Source organism: Guptibacillus hwajinpoensis (assembly GCF_020171785.1).
Classification (GTDB): domain Bacteria; phylum Bacillota; class Bacilli; order Bacillales; family Guptibacillaceae; genus Guptibacillus; species Guptibacillus sedimenti.
Genome location: NZ_JAIVAE010000003.1, coordinates 591,817 through 608,611 on the forward strand (window position 1 = coordinate 591,817; position 16,795 = coordinate 608,611).

Annotated in this window: 20 protein-coding genes, 1 tRNA gene and 1 riboswitch; of the genes, 4 read left to right on the forward strand and 17 right to left on the reverse strand. The window is 39.2% G+C overall.

Features of this window, described 5'->3' with window-relative positions:
* Positions 1-220: 220 nt before the first annotated feature.
* Positions 221-292 (forward strand) — tRNA-Gln (locus LCL91_RS07050).
* Here LCL91_RS07050 and LCL91_RS07055 read toward each other — a convergent pair.
* Complete coding sequence (locus tag LCL91_RS07055; RefSeq protein ID WP_224881177.1) at positions 293-676, reverse strand: Spx/MgsR family RNA polymerase-binding regulatory protein; 384 nt, start codon at positions 674-676, stop codon at positions 293-295.
* 248 nt (positions 677-924) lie between these two features.
* On the opposite strand from LCL91_RS07055, the gene LCL91_RS07060 reads away from it, so the two are divergent.
* Positions 925-1,170, forward strand: a complete 246-nt coding sequence (locus LCL91_RS07060; RefSeq protein ID WP_098444207.1) for a DUF2626 domain-containing protein — start codon at positions 925-927, stop codon at positions 1,168-1,170.
* 23 nt (positions 1,171-1,193) lie between these two features.
* Here the strand turns inward: LCL91_RS07060 and LCL91_RS07065 are convergent, their stop codons facing one another.
* Together LCL91_RS07065 and LCL91_RS07070 are read right to left on the reverse strand one after the other, a co-directional pair.
* Positions 1,194-2,204: an SAM-dependent methyltransferase gene (locus tag LCL91_RS07065; RefSeq protein ID WP_224881178.1), complete on the reverse strand. Its 1,011-nt coding sequence runs from the start codon at positions 2,202-2,204 to the stop codon at positions 1,194-1,196.
* Between the two features lie 81 nt (positions 2,205-2,285).
* A complete protein-coding gene (locus LCL91_RS07070) occupies positions 2,286-2,927 on the reverse strand; it encodes an MBL fold metallo-hydrolase (protein ID WP_224881179.1) in 642 nt (213 codons plus the stop codon).
* 67 nt (positions 2,928-2,994) lie between these two features.
* Between LCL91_RS07070 and LCL91_RS07075 the strand changes: the two genes are divergently transcribed.
* Positions 2,995-3,480 (forward strand): hypothetical protein, encoded by a 486-nt coding sequence (locus LCL91_RS07075; protein WP_224881180.1) that lies wholly within the window; start codon positions 2,995-2,997, stop codon positions 3,478-3,480.
* 143 nt (positions 3,481-3,623) lie between these two features.
* Positions 3,624-3,809, forward strand: a complete 186-nt coding sequence (locus tag LCL91_RS07080; RefSeq protein ID WP_098444211.1) for a DUF2759 domain-containing protein — start codon at positions 3,624-3,626, stop codon at positions 3,807-3,809.
* Between the two features lie 61 nt (positions 3,810-3,870).
* On the opposite strand, the gene LCL91_RS07085 is transcribed toward LCL91_RS07080, so the two are convergent.
* The 14 genes from LCL91_RS07085 to LCL91_RS07150 all read right to left on the reverse strand — a co-directional run bounded on the left by LCL91_RS07085 (position 3,871) and on the right by LCL91_RS07150 (position 16,606).
* Positions 3,871-4,176 (reverse strand): MTH1187 family thiamine-binding protein, encoded by a 306-nt coding sequence (locus tag LCL91_RS07085; protein ID WP_224881181.1) that lies wholly within the window; start codon positions 4,174-4,176, stop codon positions 3,871-3,873.
* On the reverse strand, positions 4,176-4,949 hold the full coding sequence (locus LCL91_RS07090; RefSeq protein WP_098444213.1) for an ABC transporter permease: 774 nt from the start codon (positions 4,947-4,949) through the stop codon (positions 4,176-4,178). Before LCL91_RS07090 ends, LCL91_RS07085 begins: the two co-directional genes overlap by 1 nt.
* 3 nt (positions 4,950-4,952) lie before the next feature.
* Complete coding sequence (locus LCL91_RS07095; protein WP_224881182.1) at positions 4,953-5,690, reverse strand: ABC transporter ATP-binding protein; 738 nt, start codon at positions 5,688-5,690, stop codon at positions 4,953-4,955.
* 90 nt (positions 5,691-5,780) lie between these two features.
* A complete protein-coding gene (gene thiD, locus LCL91_RS07100; protein WP_224881184.1) occupies positions 5,781-6,593 on the reverse strand; it encodes a bifunctional hydroxymethylpyrimidine kinase/phosphomethylpyrimidine kinase in 813 nt (270 codons plus the stop codon).
* A 15-nt stretch (positions 6,594-6,608) separates the two neighbouring features.
* Positions 6,609-7,700, reverse strand: coding sequence for a glycine oxidase ThiO (gene thiO / locus LCL91_RS07105; RefSeq protein ID WP_224881186.1), 1,092 nt, complete (start codon positions 7,698-7,700; stop codon positions 6,609-6,611).
* A gap of 14 nt (positions 7,701-7,714) precedes the next feature.
* Positions 7,715-8,476 carry a thiazole synthase gene (locus tag LCL91_RS07110; RefSeq protein ID WP_224881188.1) on the reverse strand — a complete coding sequence of 254 codons (762 nt, stop codon included), beginning with the start codon at positions 8,474-8,476 and terminating at the stop codon, positions 7,715-7,717.
* A gap of 4 nt (positions 8,477-8,480) precedes the next feature.
* Positions 8,481-8,678, reverse strand: a complete 198-nt coding sequence (thiS, locus tag LCL91_RS07115) for a sulfur carrier protein ThiS (protein ID WP_224881190.1) — start codon at positions 8,676-8,678, stop codon at positions 8,481-8,483.
* Positions 8,675-9,310 (reverse strand): thiamine phosphate synthase, encoded by a 636-nt coding sequence (thiE, locus tag LCL91_RS07120; protein WP_224881192.1) that lies wholly within the window; start codon positions 9,308-9,310, stop codon positions 8,675-8,677. The genes thiS and thiE overlap by 4 nt, the downstream gene beginning before the upstream one ends.
* 109 nt (positions 9,311-9,419) lie before the next feature.
* Positions 9,420-9,536, reverse strand: a riboswitch (TPP riboswitch).
* Positions 9,537-9,587: 51 nt separating this feature from the next.
* Positions 9,588-10,775 carry a M14 family metallopeptidase gene (locus tag LCL91_RS07125; RefSeq protein WP_224881194.1) on the reverse strand — a complete coding sequence of 396 codons (1,188 nt, stop codon included), beginning with the start codon at positions 10,773-10,775 and terminating at the stop codon, positions 9,588-9,590.
* A gap of 167 nt (positions 10,776-10,942) precedes the next feature.
* A complete protein-coding gene (locus LCL91_RS07130) occupies positions 10,943-12,811 on the reverse strand; it encodes an LTA synthase family protein (RefSeq protein WP_224881196.1) in 1,869 nt (622 codons plus the stop codon).
* A 294-nt stretch (positions 12,812-13,105) separates the two neighbouring features.
* Entirely contained in the window at positions 13,106-14,083 is a 978-nt protein-coding gene (locus tag LCL91_RS07135; protein WP_425589663.1) for an ROK family glucokinase, read from the reverse strand.
* 21 nt (positions 14,084-14,104) lie between these two features.
* A complete protein-coding gene (gene nfsA, locus LCL91_RS07140; protein ID WP_224881200.1) occupies positions 14,105-14,854 on the reverse strand; it encodes an oxygen-insensitive NADPH nitroreductase in 750 nt (249 codons plus the stop codon).
* Positions 14,847-15,050 (reverse strand): YqgQ family protein, encoded by a 204-nt coding sequence (locus LCL91_RS07145; RefSeq protein WP_224881202.1) that lies wholly within the window; start codon positions 15,048-15,050, stop codon positions 14,847-14,849. The genes nfsA and LCL91_RS07145 overlap by 8 nt, the downstream gene beginning before the upstream one ends.
* A 92-nt stretch (positions 15,051-15,142) precedes the next feature.
* Positions 15,143-16,606 (reverse strand): spore germination protein, encoded by a 1,464-nt coding sequence (locus LCL91_RS07150; protein ID WP_224881204.1) that lies wholly within the window; start codon positions 16,604-16,606, stop codon positions 15,143-15,145.
* Positions 16,607-16,795 lie beyond the last annotated feature (189 nt).

The following is a 16,795-nucleotide window of genomic DNA, read 5'->3' on the forward strand; positions in this document are numbered from 1 at the left end:
ATTTTGCGTGATTTTTCTTGTCCTGTTTTGCCAAATCAATTCCACATAAAAAAGCGATACGCAGAGTCATTTCCGCATATCGCTGTGACATGGATTATGATGTTATCTTATTCAACCAATTGCCCGGGCATTCCTATAATGAAGGTGATTTTTTTGCCTTCTGCTAAAAATAAGTATAAGTATCTAAACCGCTGCTTATACTACTAGAGCACGAAACCATTGGGCTATAGCCAAGCGGTAAGGCAACGGATTTTGATTCCGTCATGCGCTGGTTCGAATCCAGCTAGCCCAGTTAAGATACAACAGCAAGCTTCTTTTTACGTTGTTTTAAATTTTGCAAACCCGACTTATTGTAACCTACAATTAATTTCTTTCCGTTAGTCACGATAGGACGTCTTAGAAGCTTTGGTTCATTATGCATTAGTTCAAGCATTTCAGAAAGGGTAAGATCATCAATTTCAACATTTAGCTTTTTGAATGAAGTACTTCTTCTCGCAAGAATTTCTTCAATACCATCTGTAGATAAGGTAATGATTTCTTTTAATTCATCAATTGAAGGTGTATCTTTAAATAAATGACGCTCTTCAAAATCAACACCATTTTCTTTTAACCATGCTTTTGTTTTTCTACAAGATGTACAACTTGGATAAGTATAAAACAATAATTTATCTTCCAATTTAAATCCTCCCCGATTCGTTTTCCGTTGATAACTAACTTTACCCATATTATACAACACTTAAACAAATATTGTACAAGAAAAAGATTTGTATTTTTGTGAACGATTTGGGATAATAAATTGGAACCCTTTTCAAGGTTAAATAAGGAAAGTCATTATTTTGCCATGAGACTAGCATTTACTTTTCCACAAGAACTCATATATAATACGATATGTATGGGGAATGAACGAGCAAGGGAGGAACTTTTATGCCTAGAATGTACCGAGTTTTAGCTTTCTGGACCGGCATTTTCTCACTCATGGGCTTTGTTGGTGAGATGCCAGTATTAGGATTGCTGTTCCTTGGCCAGGCCGGCATGTTTTTAGCGTTAAGTTATCTAAACTTAACAGAACGTACTTATTTGTATATTTTTGGTGTATACTTAACTTTGTTTATGGTCGGTTTTTCCTACTGGTCAGTGTTCATGATGACGCCTGGATCAGGCGGACATTAATCCGAACGCAAAAAAGACGATGCTTACGCATCGTCTTTTTTTGGGCACTTTTCTTGAATCATTACTAAAAATTGATTCGACTGAGCCAGCCACCTTACTGCTCGATTTTGTTTATGCTCTCTAGAAAAAGGATTATCCGGAGTCGTTTGCTGAAGAAATTGAAGCAAACCCTCTTTTAAAAGAAAGTGTCCTTGTGGGAGACAATCGACCCACTGAATCCCGTGACTTAGACCAATGTTTCGAATAGCGTCTACATGAACATGAGTTGTGATATCCATTTCCCCAGGGAACTGTAAAACGTTTTCTATGAGCTGATGATTGTAGTATCCCCTAAGACTGCCTCGTCTCCTTCCAGGTTTTCCCCACTCCTCATTTGTATATCCATAATCTACTGTAAAGACTTTTCCATGAGATAGCCAAATTCCTATCTCATCCAACCATTCTCCCATTGCAAGCGGAATTTCGATCCGTTGTCCATCACTAATCTGTAGTTCGTGACACGCTAACCAGTTCAGAATTTCGGGGTCTGTACAGGGAATGTACACCTCCTCAAAACAATCATAATCATTTAAACCAACACAGACTTCAAGAAGTTCACGTTGTTTTTCAATAACACGTACAGGAAACGCATCAAGCAATTCATTTGAGAATAGAATGCCATTTAACTTCGGTAGCTCTTCCTTAATTGTAGAAAGTGAAGGATAAATCAGCACGTTATGATGCTTAGTGCGCTCAGCAATTAATTGCTGATGATAAGGACTGGATTCCAGTACAAAATAAGTTAACTTTTTATAAAACTTATGATCCACCGTTTTTACTTCATCAAGAAAGGAAGAAATGAAGTTACCATCACCTGAACCCGCATCGACAATTACCGGTGCATACGCGTTTTTTTGTATTTCTTTTATAAGCACTCGGGCCATTACGCGAGAAAAAACGTCACCTACACTTGTTGAGGTAATGAAATCACCTCTTTTCCCCGTCTTTGGTGCATGCTTCTGATAATACCCATACTTATGATGATAAAGAGACAATGTCATAAACCGCTCGAAAGTGATTGAACTATTTGAGCTCTGTTCAATTTCATTTTTAATGACAGTTTTTAACGACATTGCCTATAAAGAAAAGCCATTTAGAAATGGATTTTCAGTCATCTCAGTTTCAATAGTTGTAGCCCCTCCATGTCCAGATGCTACGATCGTATGTTCAGGTAGCACAAGTAGGCGATTATGTATGCTCTTAAGCAATTGTTTTTGATTCCCGCCTGGAAGATCTGTTCTTCCTATACTTCCGGCAAACAGAGCATCACCGGAAAAGACGATATTCGCGTCTTTGAAATAAAATGATACGCTGCCAGGTGAGTGTCCCGGCGTCTCTAGAACCGTAAAATTAAATGAACCGATTGTCATATCTCCTTCTCCCTCAATGAGATGGTCAGCGGGTTTACCAGAAATGTTATCAACAACTGGAAAAAGTTTTGAGCCGTTTAAAGAAGGATCTGAAAGCCAATTTGATTCATATGCATGCAAATAGACTGGAGCTTGATAAGTTTCTCTTAGTAAATCAACGGCACCGATATGATCAAAATGAGCATGAGTTAAAAGAATAGCCAATGGTTTTAACTCCATCTTTTCGATTTTTCTCTTGATTCGTCCTCCCTCAGCACCTGGATCTATAACAAGAGCTTCTTTATTTTCATTCCATATCAGTGCTGCATTTGCTTGCACAGGTCCAACAGCCATTTGTTTCCATTCCATAACATTCGCCTCCATTGAAAGATTATGCTTCTTATTCTACACTATAAAAAAGAGCGAATAAAAGGAGATGTTTCTACTGAACTTCGTGTATGGTGTTGAAATGAAACCACCTGTTAATAAACTACCTGGGTTCATAGCGCAAATTGTCAAAAAAACGGCTGATCTTGCTAACGTGATGGATCGTGATAAACAACTTGTTATCATTTCAGATCGAATCGAAGCTGAAGCACTTCAGAACTACTATCAGTCCAAAGGTGTTCTCGAAGACGTTCATCCACTCATTCATCTTTCTCAAGCATCTGATTGTAAACTTTCTTTCACAGACTACGGCTTCAATTCTCAAAACAACGAACATTATCTCTACAAAGAAATGGTTGCGTGGTTCAGGATACTTAAAGGAGACGACCAACAAAAAAAAATGGCGCTTTTACAAATGGAAGAACATTTCATTTGTCGGGATGATCAGGTTTTTTATATTGATCGAATGCACATAAAATTAATGCAGGGTATCGCTCGAGCTTACGACATTGAACTTACATTTTCGAGTGAATAACACCTCGACAAACGAAAAGAAAACGGTTAAAATAAGAAAGGACTTATCGTACATACCATTCAAGAAAAATTTACGATTCAACCATGCAACAGTCATTTTACGGGTATACTGATAATGAGTGCATGGATAGGGAGGTATTCCAAATGGGATTAGCAATTATTTTTGCAATCGTTACTTTATTTTGCGTATGGGGTGTTTTTCGTTCCCTTCGTGAAAAGAACTTTATGGGCCTTGCCTTTGCAGGATTAACAGTGCTTGTATTCGGCGCCTTTACTGTTGCTACAATGATCGATATTCTTTTCGGATCTGGTGGCGGCGGAGGCCACTAAAAAAACAGCCATTTCGGCTGTTTTTTTATGTCTTAGAAGCACATGATACGTCATGTTACTTTTATTTTAAATGTCTTTTAACTGATTCGAGTTTATCTTCCATATTCACCTTTTTATCACGACGATCATCGATTCGTAGATTCGTGGCTACACGCTCAATACCTGCTTGAAAGGGCGCTTCATGAATCGCTTTAACAACGTCTAGGAGATCTGAAATATCTCCTTCAATAAGAGTACTCATAGGTGTTAAACGATATGTAATCCGATCAGAAAACGATTCTAGAACCTCCTGTACATCCGCTACATACTTACTAACACTTGGTGTTTCCGTTCCAATTGGGATCACTGTAACATCTACAATTGCCATTATTTTTTTCCTCCCTTTTCTTCAAGTAACTGCATTTTTCGATTAAAGAAAAAGCGATACGTCACCAATGAAATAATCATCGCACAAATGGACACAGATGAAAAGATGCTAATCGAAATGACGATCTGATAGCGAATGGCTTCAATTGGCGAAGCTCCACCAAGAATTAGTCCTGTCATCATCCCTGGCAATTGCACAAGTCCAATCGTTTTTAATCCATCTACATTAGGAATCATTGCTGCGCGAATCGTTTTTCTAATAATCATTTGAGAAGCTTGTGAAGCATTTGCTCCAAGCGATAATGCTGCAAGAATTTCTCCTTTACTATCGTGAAACTCGTTCTTCATTCTCTCAAATGCAAGACCAGTTGCCACCATACTATTACCAATAATCATTCCACTCATCGGAATAACCTGTTCGGATCGAAAAGGAATAATATCAAATACGATCCATAATGACAATACAAACACTTCAATAAGAATAAGCGAAGAGAACGACAGGAGAAAAGCATACGGAATCCCTTTTCCTCTCTTTGATGCTTGAAGAGAAGCAATGACTAGCATGACAGCTACCCATAATCCTACCCCCTGCCAATCTGGAATAGAAAAGAGAAATGTGAGAACATAACCTATAAAAAACAATTGAACGACGCCGCGGATAGAAGACCATATAGCTGATTTGCCGATCCCAAGCGAAAACAAATAAGAAAGCGAAACAGGAATCATGACAAATAGAATCATTGTAAGCAATGAAAGATTCGATATGTTCGTCATAAATTATCCTTCGAGAAAGTGCTTTAACGTAGCGGATTTTGGTTGATAAAACAATTCGGTTGTTTTTCCTTGCTCTTCAACTCTACCTTCATTCATAAATAGGGTATAGCTACCAAGTCTTTCTGCTTGCTTAAGGTCATGTGTAATCATCAAAATTGTCTTCCCTTCTTCATTCACGAGCTTATGTAACAAATCTTCCATCAAATCCACTGTCCGCATATCAAGTGCACTGGTCACTTCGTCTAATAACAATACCTCGGGATTATTAGCAAGCGTTCTTGCAAATGCCACTCGCTGCTGTTCGCCACCAGATAAATTTTCTACTTCTTTCGTTAAAAACTCTTTAGGCAACTGTACTTTTTCCAATAGCTTTACCCCTTCATTGGGCTCCCACTTTTTTTGAAGAGAAGGACCAAACTTTAAATTATCTTCTACCGTTCCATCAAATAAATGAGCCTGTTGAAACACCATTCCAATGTTTCTACGCAGCTCTGATATAGGAAAATCGCTAATATTTTTCCCTTTAAAGTGAATCTTACCCTCATCTGGATCTTCTAGTCTATTTAACAAAAGTAATAAACTACTCTTCCCTGCACCTGAGGGTCCGATGATTGTCGTTAAACTGCCTTCCATTAATGAAAATTGAACACCCGTTACACGTTCATTGGATACATTTTCTACTTCGATTAGTTTATTCATTGAACTTCCTTTCTTGAAATCGAATTGCTTCATTAACACCATTCTAAAAGTTCCTTGCTTAGTCTATGTATTTTTCCCCTCCTCATTCGAATAGCAAACTTATTCACATAAAAAAACCCTGCAGAAGCAGGGTTAAGTTTTCATAACGGAAGGTTGTATTTGTCGATAAGCAGCATGATTTGTTGGCCCAATTCCTTTTCCTATTGGGAGAGCGTGTGTAATAGCAGCCGTAATATATTCTTTTGCGATAGCTATAGCCTCGGGGATCGGCCTCCCCTTAGCAAGCTCAGCTGCGATACAAGCTGAATACGTGCAACCAGTTCCGTGGGTGTGTTTTGTTTCAATACGCTCTGATTCATAATGGTAAAAGCGGTCGTTTACATACAGAACATCTACAGCAGTATTACTCGTCATATGTCCACCTTTAACAAGTACAGCTTTTGCACCACTTGCATGTAGGGCCTTTGCCGCCTCCTCCATACCCTTGATAGAAGTAATAGCTTTACAATTTAGCAATTCAGCTGTTTCAGGAAGATTAGGCGTAATAACAGCCCCTAGCGGAAAAAGCTTTTCTTTCATAGCCAATTTTGCTTCATTTTGCAAAAGAGACGCCCCACCTTTTGCGATCATCACAGGATCAATAACAAGATTTGAGACATTGTAGTCCCTTATCTTTTCCGATACCGCCAGAATGATGTCACTCGAAAAAAGCATCCCGGTTTTTACTGCGTCCGCCCCAATATCTGAGAGAACAGCATCAAGCTGTGATTGCACCGCTTCGATTGTTTGCGGGAACACATGATGAACGCCAAGCGTGTTCTGAGCTGTAAGTGCTGTAATCGCACTCATTCCAAACACGTCGCGCTCTTGAAACGTTTTTAAATCAGCTTGAATTCCAGCTCCGCCACCACTATCTGAACCAGCAATCGTCAGTGCTTTATACATTAGATCCTCTCCTTATTAGATAGCCTGAAAACGATCAGGACGAAATTGACCAATTGCAATTTGTTGGGGAACTTGATCTATTTCATCGGCTACGATTTTTGCCGTAATTGGGCTTAGTAAAATTCCATTTCGATAATGTCCGGTCGCCAAAATAACCTCCGGTTTCTTAATTAACTTTCCGATTAGTGGAAAACCATCCTGTGTAGCTGGCCTTAACCCGGCCCATTTATGAAATGGATCCATCTTCTCGAGCACAGGCATCACCTTCTTACTCCACTTTTCGAGACGACCAATCCCATGTTCTGTTACGTTCGTATCAAAATCAGCGATATCCTCTGAGGCACCGACCACAACGGAACCATTCGCTTTAGCTACCAAATACCCCTGGCTTGTAAAAACAATGTGGTTTAAAGGTGGAGCTTCATATGCACAAATTTGTCCGCGGATCGGATATACGGGCAATGTGCAACCAAGCTCTTTTTCCCAATACATTGACCAGGCTCCTGCTGCAAGAACAACCTGATCACTGTCAATTCGCTCCTGCTTAGTTATGACAGCATACCCGTCCAGCGTTGCATCTCCTACATTTTCGATGACATGAACACCTAGATTGCGGCAGGCTTGTAAAAGAGCCGCCACATAGCCAGGGGCATAAATATGAGACTCTTCAGGACACCATAAAGCGGCAACAACATCTCTAGAGAGCCCTGGTTCTTTAACTCTTACTTCTTTAGCACTTAAAATCGTCGATTCAACGTTAAACTTTCTTTGCCATGCCTGTTTTGTTTCAAGAGAAAGAAGGTCGGCTTCATGATAGATACAATACAAACTACCGCTTTCATTGTACTCAAAATCAATATCCGAATGACGTTTGACCTCTTCTTGCCATTCAGGAAAAATCTGCAAGCTCTTTTGGCATAGTCGGAAAAAATCGTCAGGGTCTTCTTCAATTTCAGAATACGGAGCAAGCATTCCTGCTGCTGCACCAGAAGCCTGTCCACCACATTGCTGCGCTTCGACCACAGTAACGTTATGTCCTCTTCTTTGACATTCAAATGCAATGGATAAACCGATCACTCCACCACCAATAATCGTGATTCTAGCCATATCGATCCCCTTTCTTAGCTTTGTATCGGACTACTAGCCGTCGCATACTTCTTTTTAGAGATTCTACCTGCGCTATAGGACAACCTTCCAGCATGAATCGCATGTTTGACAGCCTCTGCCATCATAACGGGGTTTCTCGCTTTAGCTATCGCTGTATTTAACAACACACCATCTGCGCCGAGTTCCATTGCCTGTGTAACATCAGCAGCACTTCCAAGGCCAGCATCTACGATCACCGGCACTGTAAGCTTCTCAGTAATCCGTTCAATATTATAAGGATTTAAAATACCTAGACCCGTACCAATGGGAGACCCACCTGGCATCACTGCCGAAGCACCCGCTTCTTGTAATCGATAACAGAGTGCGGGATCATCTGATGTGTACGGCAATACAATAAACCCTTCGTTCGCTAAGATTTCTGTTGCTTTTAGAGTTTCGATTGGATCAGGAATGAGCATCTTTTCATCTTGGCTCACTTCGATCTTAATCCAATCACTTAGTCCAGATGCCTTTGCTAAACGAGCGATTCGAATCGCTTCTTCTGCTGATGTAGCACCTGAAGTATTCGGTAAATATTGAAATGGTTTTTCGATGTGTTGAAGGATCGCATCTTCGTCTGGTGCTGAAAGATTCACTCTTCGAATCGCAAACGTCAAAACTTCCGCTTCAGAAACCTCAATCGCCTTATTTTGAACATATGGATTCGGGTATCTTCCTGTCCCTAGAAAAAGCCTCGATGATAATTGTTTACCAGCTATTGTTAATTTGTTAGTCATTTACTCAACCTCCACCTACAAAGTGAACAAGCTCAATTTTCATGCCATCTTGTACATTGATATCTTTCCAGTTCGATCGATCAACTATTGCCCCATCTACCTCTGTTACAACCAGACCTTCTTGCAAACCAAAATGCTTCACAACATCCTTCAACGTAACCACATCTAGATCGTGCTCATCGCCATTTATTTGCAATCTCACTTCTCGATCACCTCACTCTTGATCACTTGCTGAAATGATTCACATGTTCCTTTCACATCGTCACTTCCTACTACTTCGCTGATCACACAAATCCTTTTCGCCCCCGCACGTAAGACTTCTGAAACATTGTGTAGTTTTATACCTCCAATGGCGACAAATGGAATGGAAATTTCAGAAATCACTTCCTTGATATATTCAGTAGTAACAGGCGCTACCACGTCACTTTTACTGTTAGTAGGAAAAATTGGACCTACCCCGATGTAATCAGCTCCCCCCTTTTCTGCAGCACGCGCTTCTTCAATTCGATGAGTTGAGATTCCGATTATTTTACCTGGTCCAATGATTTTTCTTGCCGTTTCTAAAGGCAAATCATCTTGCCCTAAATGAATGCCGTCTGCATCAACAGCTAGAGCGACATCAAGATGATCATTAACGATAAACGGTATACTGTATTTTTTTGTTAACGCTTTTAACTTTAGTGCTTTTTCAAGCACTACTTTTTTTGAATTGGTTTTATCACGTAGCTGAATGATATCCGCTCCACCTCGAATGGCTTCCTCCATTACGTCGACCAAATCTCGATCTTGATGAAATTCCTCTCCTGTAATCACATATAATTGAAACTGCTTCATGATTGATTCCCTCCATCGCTATGACTTACTTCACATTTCTACAAAATGAGATAAAAGACGCTAGAACGTGAAAAACCCCCATTCCGCGTATGGAATGGGGGTAGTATAAAAACACCGCTACCGACTTCCCTACGCTGGTATCAACCAGATCAGGTTCAAGGGTAAAAGAAATAACGGTTTCTTTTTCTCAGCCTTCCCTAACTTGAAGGCACCCCTAGTCTCAGAAAATATGAAATTACTTTTATTATGACAAAAAAGCTCTTAGAGTTCAAGCTCACTACATGTATAGGGTAGACAGAAAGATCCCTATTGTATTTTGATAAATCTCGTTAAATTGGCTAACTGGTAAAGGATTCTCTCCTTTCCCGATTTCAACAGTGAAACCAGGTCTTCTAAAATCCTGTATAAACCAATCCTTGTAACCTGCAAAACTATCAACATACCGAATGGGGAGATAGCCACTTAAGCGAGAAAATTCTGTTACAAGAATTTCTGACTCAGGGGGTTCAAGCCCTTCAAATCCCCAAAAAATCACTTCTCCCTGTGAATGGAATGCTAGCGCTCTGTCAAATTTCTTTCTTCTAGTTAAATCAGCAATTGCAATTGCTTCCGGTTCAGTAAGCGGGGCTTTTCCCGGGTAATTTCTTGGAGATGGCTTTGTTGGTTTACGCTCAGCTTCTACTTCCCATTTGGCCGGGTATTGATTATTTAAGTCGACACCTCGAATGTTCGCCTTCCAACGACTAAATTGGTCACTCCCATTGTTAATCTCATTTGCAAGAGAACGATACGGTTCCTCTTCAGGTAAACCATTAATGACAAGATCAACTCCATCTGGATTGACCATTGGCACGAGTGACAAAGAAGTGGATTCATAAAGCGGGGGGAGATAGACACCGCTAAGCTGCTGGCTACTTGTTAATTCACGTGCATAATCATCGATAAATTTCATGATTAAAGTTGTCGTTAACCATTCATTTGCGTGGAATGAGCCATTCATGTGAACTTTTTTCGCGCCAGTTCCTACCACTAATTCCGGAATTGGTTTTCCCATTACTGTCTCACCAATTAGACCTCTTTTAATAAATGGGTAGACACCAAGGATTTTGCGGATATCCTTCACAAGCGTCCCATAATCATAAGCTTGGTTGGGATTTATCAGTGACCAAGTGACACGAATGGGAATATTCACTTTCTCACCCGGCTTTAGTGAAAATGGATTTTGATCATTTAACAATAAAACACCGTCTAAAGGCGCACCATACCAACCCGCTAATTTCCATAATGTATCCCCTTGTTTAATCGTATAACTTTTTGTTACATAACCAGGGATCTGTATTTGTTCTCCAATCATCAACTGATCAGGATCTTCAAGATTGTTGCTATCTAAAATGAGACGGAGCGGTATTTGAAAGACACGACTATATTTCCAAAGGCTGTCCCCACTTTTCACTCTAATTTTCATCATTCACCCTCCCACAAGTCATCTCCCTCTTACAATAATATGACTAGAAGGATGGCCTATGCTTCGTGAATAAAGCTTTTCTCAAAAGAAGATGTTTATTATCTCTACTTTTATGTTTAAATGCGTATAAAAAAACCACGCTTTAAAAGCGTGGTTTTTCTAGTGGTTTATTTTATCTCGGCATCTTGCTGCTCTTCATGCTTTCCTAAGAAACGAAGCAGATCGCCGTACACAATTTTATCTGAGTAAGCAAGGTCTGTTTTTGCCTTTTCCATGTATGGTTCACAGGCAGCTTTATCCGTTTCATCACCGGTTTCCTTATCATAACAAACATTTTTCGTATAAAGGTTATTTTCTGTAATGAAACTTCCATCACGAAGTATCGTGAAATTATCCTGTTCTTCTGCAAACAGGTCATTACCAAACTTAATCATATCTTTTGTTTCAATTCCGAGAAGGTGCATGATTGTAGGCTTCAAATCAATTTGTCCACCCACTTGATCCATTACTTCTCCCTCCTGGCCAGGGATATGGATAATAAGAGGAACCTTTTGTAGCTCTGTCGATTCAAATGGTGTGATTTCCTTCCCTAGAAACTCACCCATTGCTTTATTATGGTTCTCAGAGATACCATAGTGATCCCCATACATAACAAAAATTGAATCTTCATATAGTCCTTCTTCTTTCATGCGCTCAAAGAATTTTTTAACAGCTTCATCCTGATAGCGAACCGTTGTGAAAAATCGGTTTACAGTACCATCGTCTGAAGTCCACTCTGGAATATATTCATCTTCTGATTCAAGCGTGAAAGGAAAATGATTCGTCAGGGTAATATATTTAGCATAGTAAGGTTCTGGCATTGTTTCTAAATACTTAATGGATTGATCAAAGAAATATTCGTCTTTCAATCCCCAACCGATTGAATTATCAGGTGTGACCGTAAAGTCATTAATATCATAGAACTTATCGTATTTAAGGGCATCATACATAACGTCGCGATTCCAAAAACTTTTATTATTGGCATGGAAAACGGCATTATAGTAGCCATTTTCACTTAAAATTTCTGGAGACGCATTGTATTCATTTCCTGAGTGGGTAAAGAACACCGCACCGCTCGGTAGCCCATAAAGAGAATTCTCAAGAATAAACTCAGAGTCAGAAGTTTTCCCCTGTGCTGTTTGATGATAGAAATTAGGGAAATAATAACTTTCATCAATAAGATCATTAAGGAACGGGGTAATTTCTTTTCCATCAACCTCTTCGTTTATCACGAAACTTTGCGTGGACTCTAAAGAGACGAGAATAATGTTTTTGCCTTCTGCTTTACCAAACATTTCAGGGTTTGGTTCAACATGGTTCGCTTTCACATAGTTTTCAATATCAACAATTTCACTACCGTCGGCAAATGCTCGTTGTGCCTTTGCTCTCGATTGTAGAACAGCATCATAAACATGATAGTTGTAAGTACCGATATATTTAATAAGCATTTCACGATCAAACGTCCGAGTTAAGAGTTGAGGACGCTCTGTTTCAGCAAGGCCGACGTTAATAGCGAAAAGGGCGATGGCACTCGCAAATACAATAGCGATTTCTTTTTTCTTGACTGCGTAGGTTTTAGTTTTACGTACAAATAGGTAAGCTGAGAGAAGAATGATATCTATAAATAACAAGAAATCATAACCGCTTACTAGCTCTGCGATACTGTTACCAAGTTCACCCATGTTATTCGTTTGAAAGAGAAGCGGTATCGTAATAAAGTCTGTAAATTCTCGATAGTAGACAACATTTGCAAATAAAATAAATGACCCGACAAAATTAATGATCAGCAATACTCTGTTGCGATACTTGGGTGAGGCAAATAATGCAAAACCGAGGAATAACAAGACAGAACTAATCGGGTTTAACAATAAGATAAACCCCTCCATTTTATTTTCAGGTTCAATGTTAAACGCAAATTCATACACCAAATACGTTTTTAACCACAGCAAAAATGCTACGACTAGAAAAAACGAATACTTATTTTGTAGCTTTTTCATGTTTTCTTAGTACCTCCTTAGTTGGATATAAGGAAAAGCTACCATATCTTTCTACGACCATACATAATCGCTATGATAGTATGTTTTCGAAATTTAATCAACTAACTTTTGTCCTTATTTTAGTATTTCTTTCAACAATTTTTTTGATTCTATTTTGTGCGGCCATTAGTAATAACGAATAAGTCGTCCAAAAAGTTTCGTCTGTGCAAAATAATCATAAAAAAAGAAGAGATCAGACTCCACTGATCTCTTCTTTACCCCTATCATGACAGGGATAAACGCGAACAACTAGGACTATTTCACTAATTTAGTTTTAACAAGCCAGGCCCCACCTATAACACCAGCATCATTGCCAAGAGTAGCAATTGCGAAATCTGAGCCTTCTTTCACCCTCGGTAAAGCATATTTTTCAAATTGATGCTTTAAGGGTTTCAACAAAGCTTCCCCCGCTTTAGAAACGCCACCTCCAATGACAATCTTAGATGGATTTAAGGCGTTTGCTAAATTAGCAATAGCCAAACCAAGATAGAACGTAACTTTTTCAACTACTTCTTCAGCGTAAGAATCCTTCGCTTCTGCAGCTTCAAAAATGTCACGAGAAGTAAGCTGATTCTGCTCCATATATGTATGATAAAGAATGCTTTCTTGATTAGATGTAAGATTTTCCATTGCAATCCGAACAATACCAGTTGCAGAAGCAACGGTTTCAAGACAACCCGTTTTACCACAGTTACATGAAGCACCCGCTTCAGGAACAGAGGTAATATGTCCAATCTCTCCTGCCATTCCGTTCGTTCCGTGAATAATCGTACCATTTGTAATAATGCCGCCGCCTACTCCAGTTCCAAGCGTTACGCAAAGCAAATCACGAGCACCATCACCTGCACCTCGCCACATTTCTCCAAGCGCAGCAATATTAGCATCATTATCAATAATAACCGGTAATCCTGTTTCAACTTCTAGCTTATCTTTTAAAGGAAAGTTCCGCCATCCGATATTAACAGCATGGTAGATAAAGCCTGTCTCCATCTCAATGAACCCTGGGGCTCCCATGCCAATTCCAGCAAATTTCTCTTTGGCTATCTCCATTTCTTCCATTTTATCGTCGATTGCTCTTGCAATATGCATCGTAATATGTCGACCCGCTTCTGATTTATCCGTCGGAATTTCCCATTTCTTTTTAATTTCTCCGTAAAAATCAAGGAAAGCAAGCTTGATTGTTGTGCCTCCAAGATCCACACCTATAAACCATTTTTCTTCTTTCATCATCATCCACCTTTCATAACCCTGATTTTATTTTAAAGGAAAACCTTTCTTTTCCAGAAACTTTTTCATGTATGTTCGAACAGGACTCGTTAATTTATGAGCCATCATCGCTGTCCAACCACCTGTGCGCTGTCCAGCCGTTCGATCTGTATAATAAGATGAAATCACTTCATCATATTTGGTTAACTCACCTTTAAAAACTTTTTCATTTTGTTCATATTCATCTACGTGATAAATGTTTTCTAGAGGCAAACGCGGTTTAATATCAGGTTCCTGATTAGGATATCCTACGCAAAGACCGAACAATGGAATCACATATTGTGGTAGATTCAATAAATCATTTACTTTTTCTAGATCATTTCGAATACCACCAATATAACAAATTCCAAGACCCATTGATTCTGCAGCAACGCTTGCATTTTGTGCTGCAAGAGCTGCGTCAATTAATCCTACCATGAATTTTTCAGTAGATTGCACCGTTTCTGTGACATCAGTTCCGTGCATTTCTGCCGTAGCATGATGACGATTAAAATCGGCACAGAATACGAAGAAATGGCCATTCTCTTCAACGTAACTCTGTCCCCCTGCGAGCTCTGCTAATTGTTTTTTCTTCTCTCTATCTTTCACACCGATAATAGAGTATGCCTGAATATAACTTGACGTTGACGCAGACTGGGCCGCTTTGACAAGTATATTAATTTGTTCTTCTGTTAGTGGCGTATCTTTAAACGCTCGAATAGATCGATGAGCGAGCATCGTTTCAATGGTTTCATTCATTTTTGTCTCTCTCCTTGTTGATTTCATTTCGTAAGATCATTCTGGCGACGAGGTAATCTTCTTTTTCGAGAATCTTCATATCATATAATTCTTGTACCTCATCTTCCATTAATTCAAGATCTCCAAGTCTACTACCTGTATAGACAATCATGCCATAGCGTTTTAAAAGTTGTTGTATATCATAAAATGTTTTCATTTTCCTCACCATTGCTATTATAGCAATCCATACTCTTAAAAAAAATAAATAAGCACAAAAAAGGACACATTCTTTAGTAAAGAACGTGTCCCTTAACGATCTGGATCTTTTGTATGAAGAACTGTTGGCCTTCGATTTTTAAGAGGCATCGGCGCTCGGAAAATAACATCGCGAAAAGCACGATATGAAAACGGAATAAACGGCCACAGGTATGGAATATGAAATGATTTTGTACGAATAAGAAGGACCATCCAAAGAGTAAAGCCGACAACAAAACCGATGACTCCAAAGGCTGCTGTTACGACTAGTAATAGTAGTCGTAACAATCGGTTGGCAAGACTCAATTCATAAGATGGCGTTGCAAAGGTACCTAAAGCGGCAAGAGCTAAATATAAAATAACCTCATTAATAAATAATCCTACCTCAACAGCTACTTGTCCTATTAATATAGCTGATACAAGACCAAGCGCTGTCGCTAAAGACGTTGGTGTATGAATCGTTGCCATTCTAAGAATATCAATTCCTATTTCAATAAGTAAAAATTGAACAAATAACGGCAGGGTTCCCCCTTGATCAACGCCAATAAATTGCATATTCGACCCTAATAACCTTGGATTTGTAGCAAATAAATACCAGAGCGGTAAGATGAAAATCCCGATCCATACAGCAATAAAACGGACAAGCCTCAAATAAGCGCCTACAAGCGGTTTTTGGCGATACTCTTCCGCATGCTGCAAGTGATGCCAAAATGTCGTTGGTGTGATAAGCACACTAGGGGATCCATCAACATAAATCAAAACGTGACCTTCATAAAGATGAATGGCAGCAGTATCTGGTCGCTCTGTATACCGAACAAGAGGATACGGATTTAAATGCCTACCACAAATAAACTCTTCAATTGTTTTTTCACCCATCGGTAAACCATCTGTATCGATATTACTAACCGATTCCTTGATTCTCTTAACGATTTCTGGATCCGCAATATCCTCAATGTAACTAATACAAATATCTGTTTTAGACCTTCTACCAACCTGCATATATTCCATTCTTAATGTTTTGTCTCTAACTCTTCTCCTAGTCAATGACGTATTAAATACAATTGTTTCAACAAATCCATCTCTTGCCCCTCTCGTTACACGTTCCAAATCTGGCTCTTGTGGTCCACGAACTGGATAGGTTCGTGCATCAATCATGATAATTTCGCTCATGCCTTCTACAACAAGAGCCGTTGGACCCGCTAGAACAAGGTCCATTACGACATCAAGGTCGTTCTGTCGATCAATTTCAACATAAGGAATATGAACTTTCATGAGTTTTTCAAGCGGATCTGGATCAAGTTGTTCTGGCTCAAGTCTTGATAATAATTTCATTAAATAATGCAGAATATCATCTTTTACAAAACCATCAATTAAGAACATCGCCATTTTCCGACCTGCATAGTCGAGATCAAGTTGAATCACATCAAAGCTTTTACCGACTCCTAATTCTTTATGAAGAAAATCTATATTTTTTTCAAATGAATGACTAACTGGATGAATAATCTTTTTTTGAGACATTGGTCGCCCTCCTCGTTTCCATCATTCACCAATCTCATTCGTTACATACCTATCAAATAATTGGGCAAAGAAAGAGGCTGGGACATAACTAGCCTGAAATCGATAAAAAGGTTCCGTTCATCGTTTTTGATGAACGGAACCTTTTTTGTTTGGTTATTCCTAAGATTATTGGATCACTCCGCACTCATG

Coding starts and splice junctions, on each gene's coding strand:
- LCL91_RS07060 (WP_098444207.1), top strand. CDS start 925: ATGCCTAGAATGTACCGAGTTTTAGCTTTCTGGACCGGCATTTTCTCA.
- LCL91_RS07070 (WP_224881179.1), bottom strand. CDS start 2,927: ATGGAATGGAAACAAATGGCTGTTGGACCTGTGCAAGCAAATGCAGCA.
- LCL91_RS07075 (WP_224881180.1), top strand. CDS start 2,995: ATGTTTCTACTGAACTTCGTGTATGGTGTTGAAATGAAACCACCTGTT.
- LCL91_RS07080 (WP_098444211.1), top strand. CDS start 3,624: ATGGGATTAGCAATTATTTTTGCAATCGTTACTTTATTTTGCGTATGG.
- LCL91_RS07085 (WP_224881181.1), bottom strand. CDS start 4,176: ATGGCAATTGTAGATGTTACAGTGATCCCAATTGGAACGGAAACACCA.
- LCL91_RS07090 (WP_098444213.1), bottom strand. CDS start 4,949: ATGACGAACATATCGAATCTTTCATTGCTTACAATGATTCTATTTGTC.
- LCL91_RS07095 (WP_224881182.1), bottom strand. CDS start 5,690: ATGGTGTTAATGAAGCAATTCGATTTCAAGAAAGGAAGTTCAATGAAT.
- thiD (WP_224881184.1), bottom strand. CDS start 6,593: ATGTATAAAGCACTGACGATTGCTGGTTCAGATAGTGGTGGCGGAGCT.
- thiO (WP_224881186.1), bottom strand. CDS start 7,700: ATGGCTAGAATCACGATTATTGGTGGTGGAGTGATCGGTTTATCCATT.
- LCL91_RS07110 (WP_224881188.1), bottom strand. CDS start 8,476: ATGACTAACAAATTAACAATAGCTGGTAAACAATTATCATCGAGGCTT.
- thiE (WP_224881192.1), bottom strand. CDS start 9,310: ATGAAGCAGTTTCAATTATATGTGATTACAGGAGAGGAATTTCATCAA.
- LCL91_RS07125 (WP_224881194.1), bottom strand. CDS start 10,775: ATGAAAATTAGAGTGAAAAGTGGGGACAGCCTTTGGAAATATAGTCGT.
- LCL91_RS07130 (WP_224881196.1), bottom strand. CDS start 12,811: ATGAAAAAGCTACAAAATAAGTATTCGTTTTTTCTAGTCGTAGCATTT.
- LCL91_RS07135 (WP_425589663.1), bottom strand. CDS start 14,083: ATGATGATGAAAGAAGAAAAATGGTTTATAGGTGTGGATCTTGGAGGC.
- nfsA (WP_224881200.1), bottom strand. CDS start 14,854: ATGAATGAAACCATTGAAACGATGCTCGCTCATCGATCTATTCGAGCG.
- LCL91_RS07145 (WP_224881202.1), bottom strand. CDS start 15,050: ATGAAAACATTTTATGATATACAACAACTTTTAAAACGCTATGGCATG.
- LCL91_RS07150 (WP_224881204.1), bottom strand. CDS start 16,606: ATGTCTCAAAAAAAGATTATTCATCCAGTTAGTCATTCATTTGAAAAA.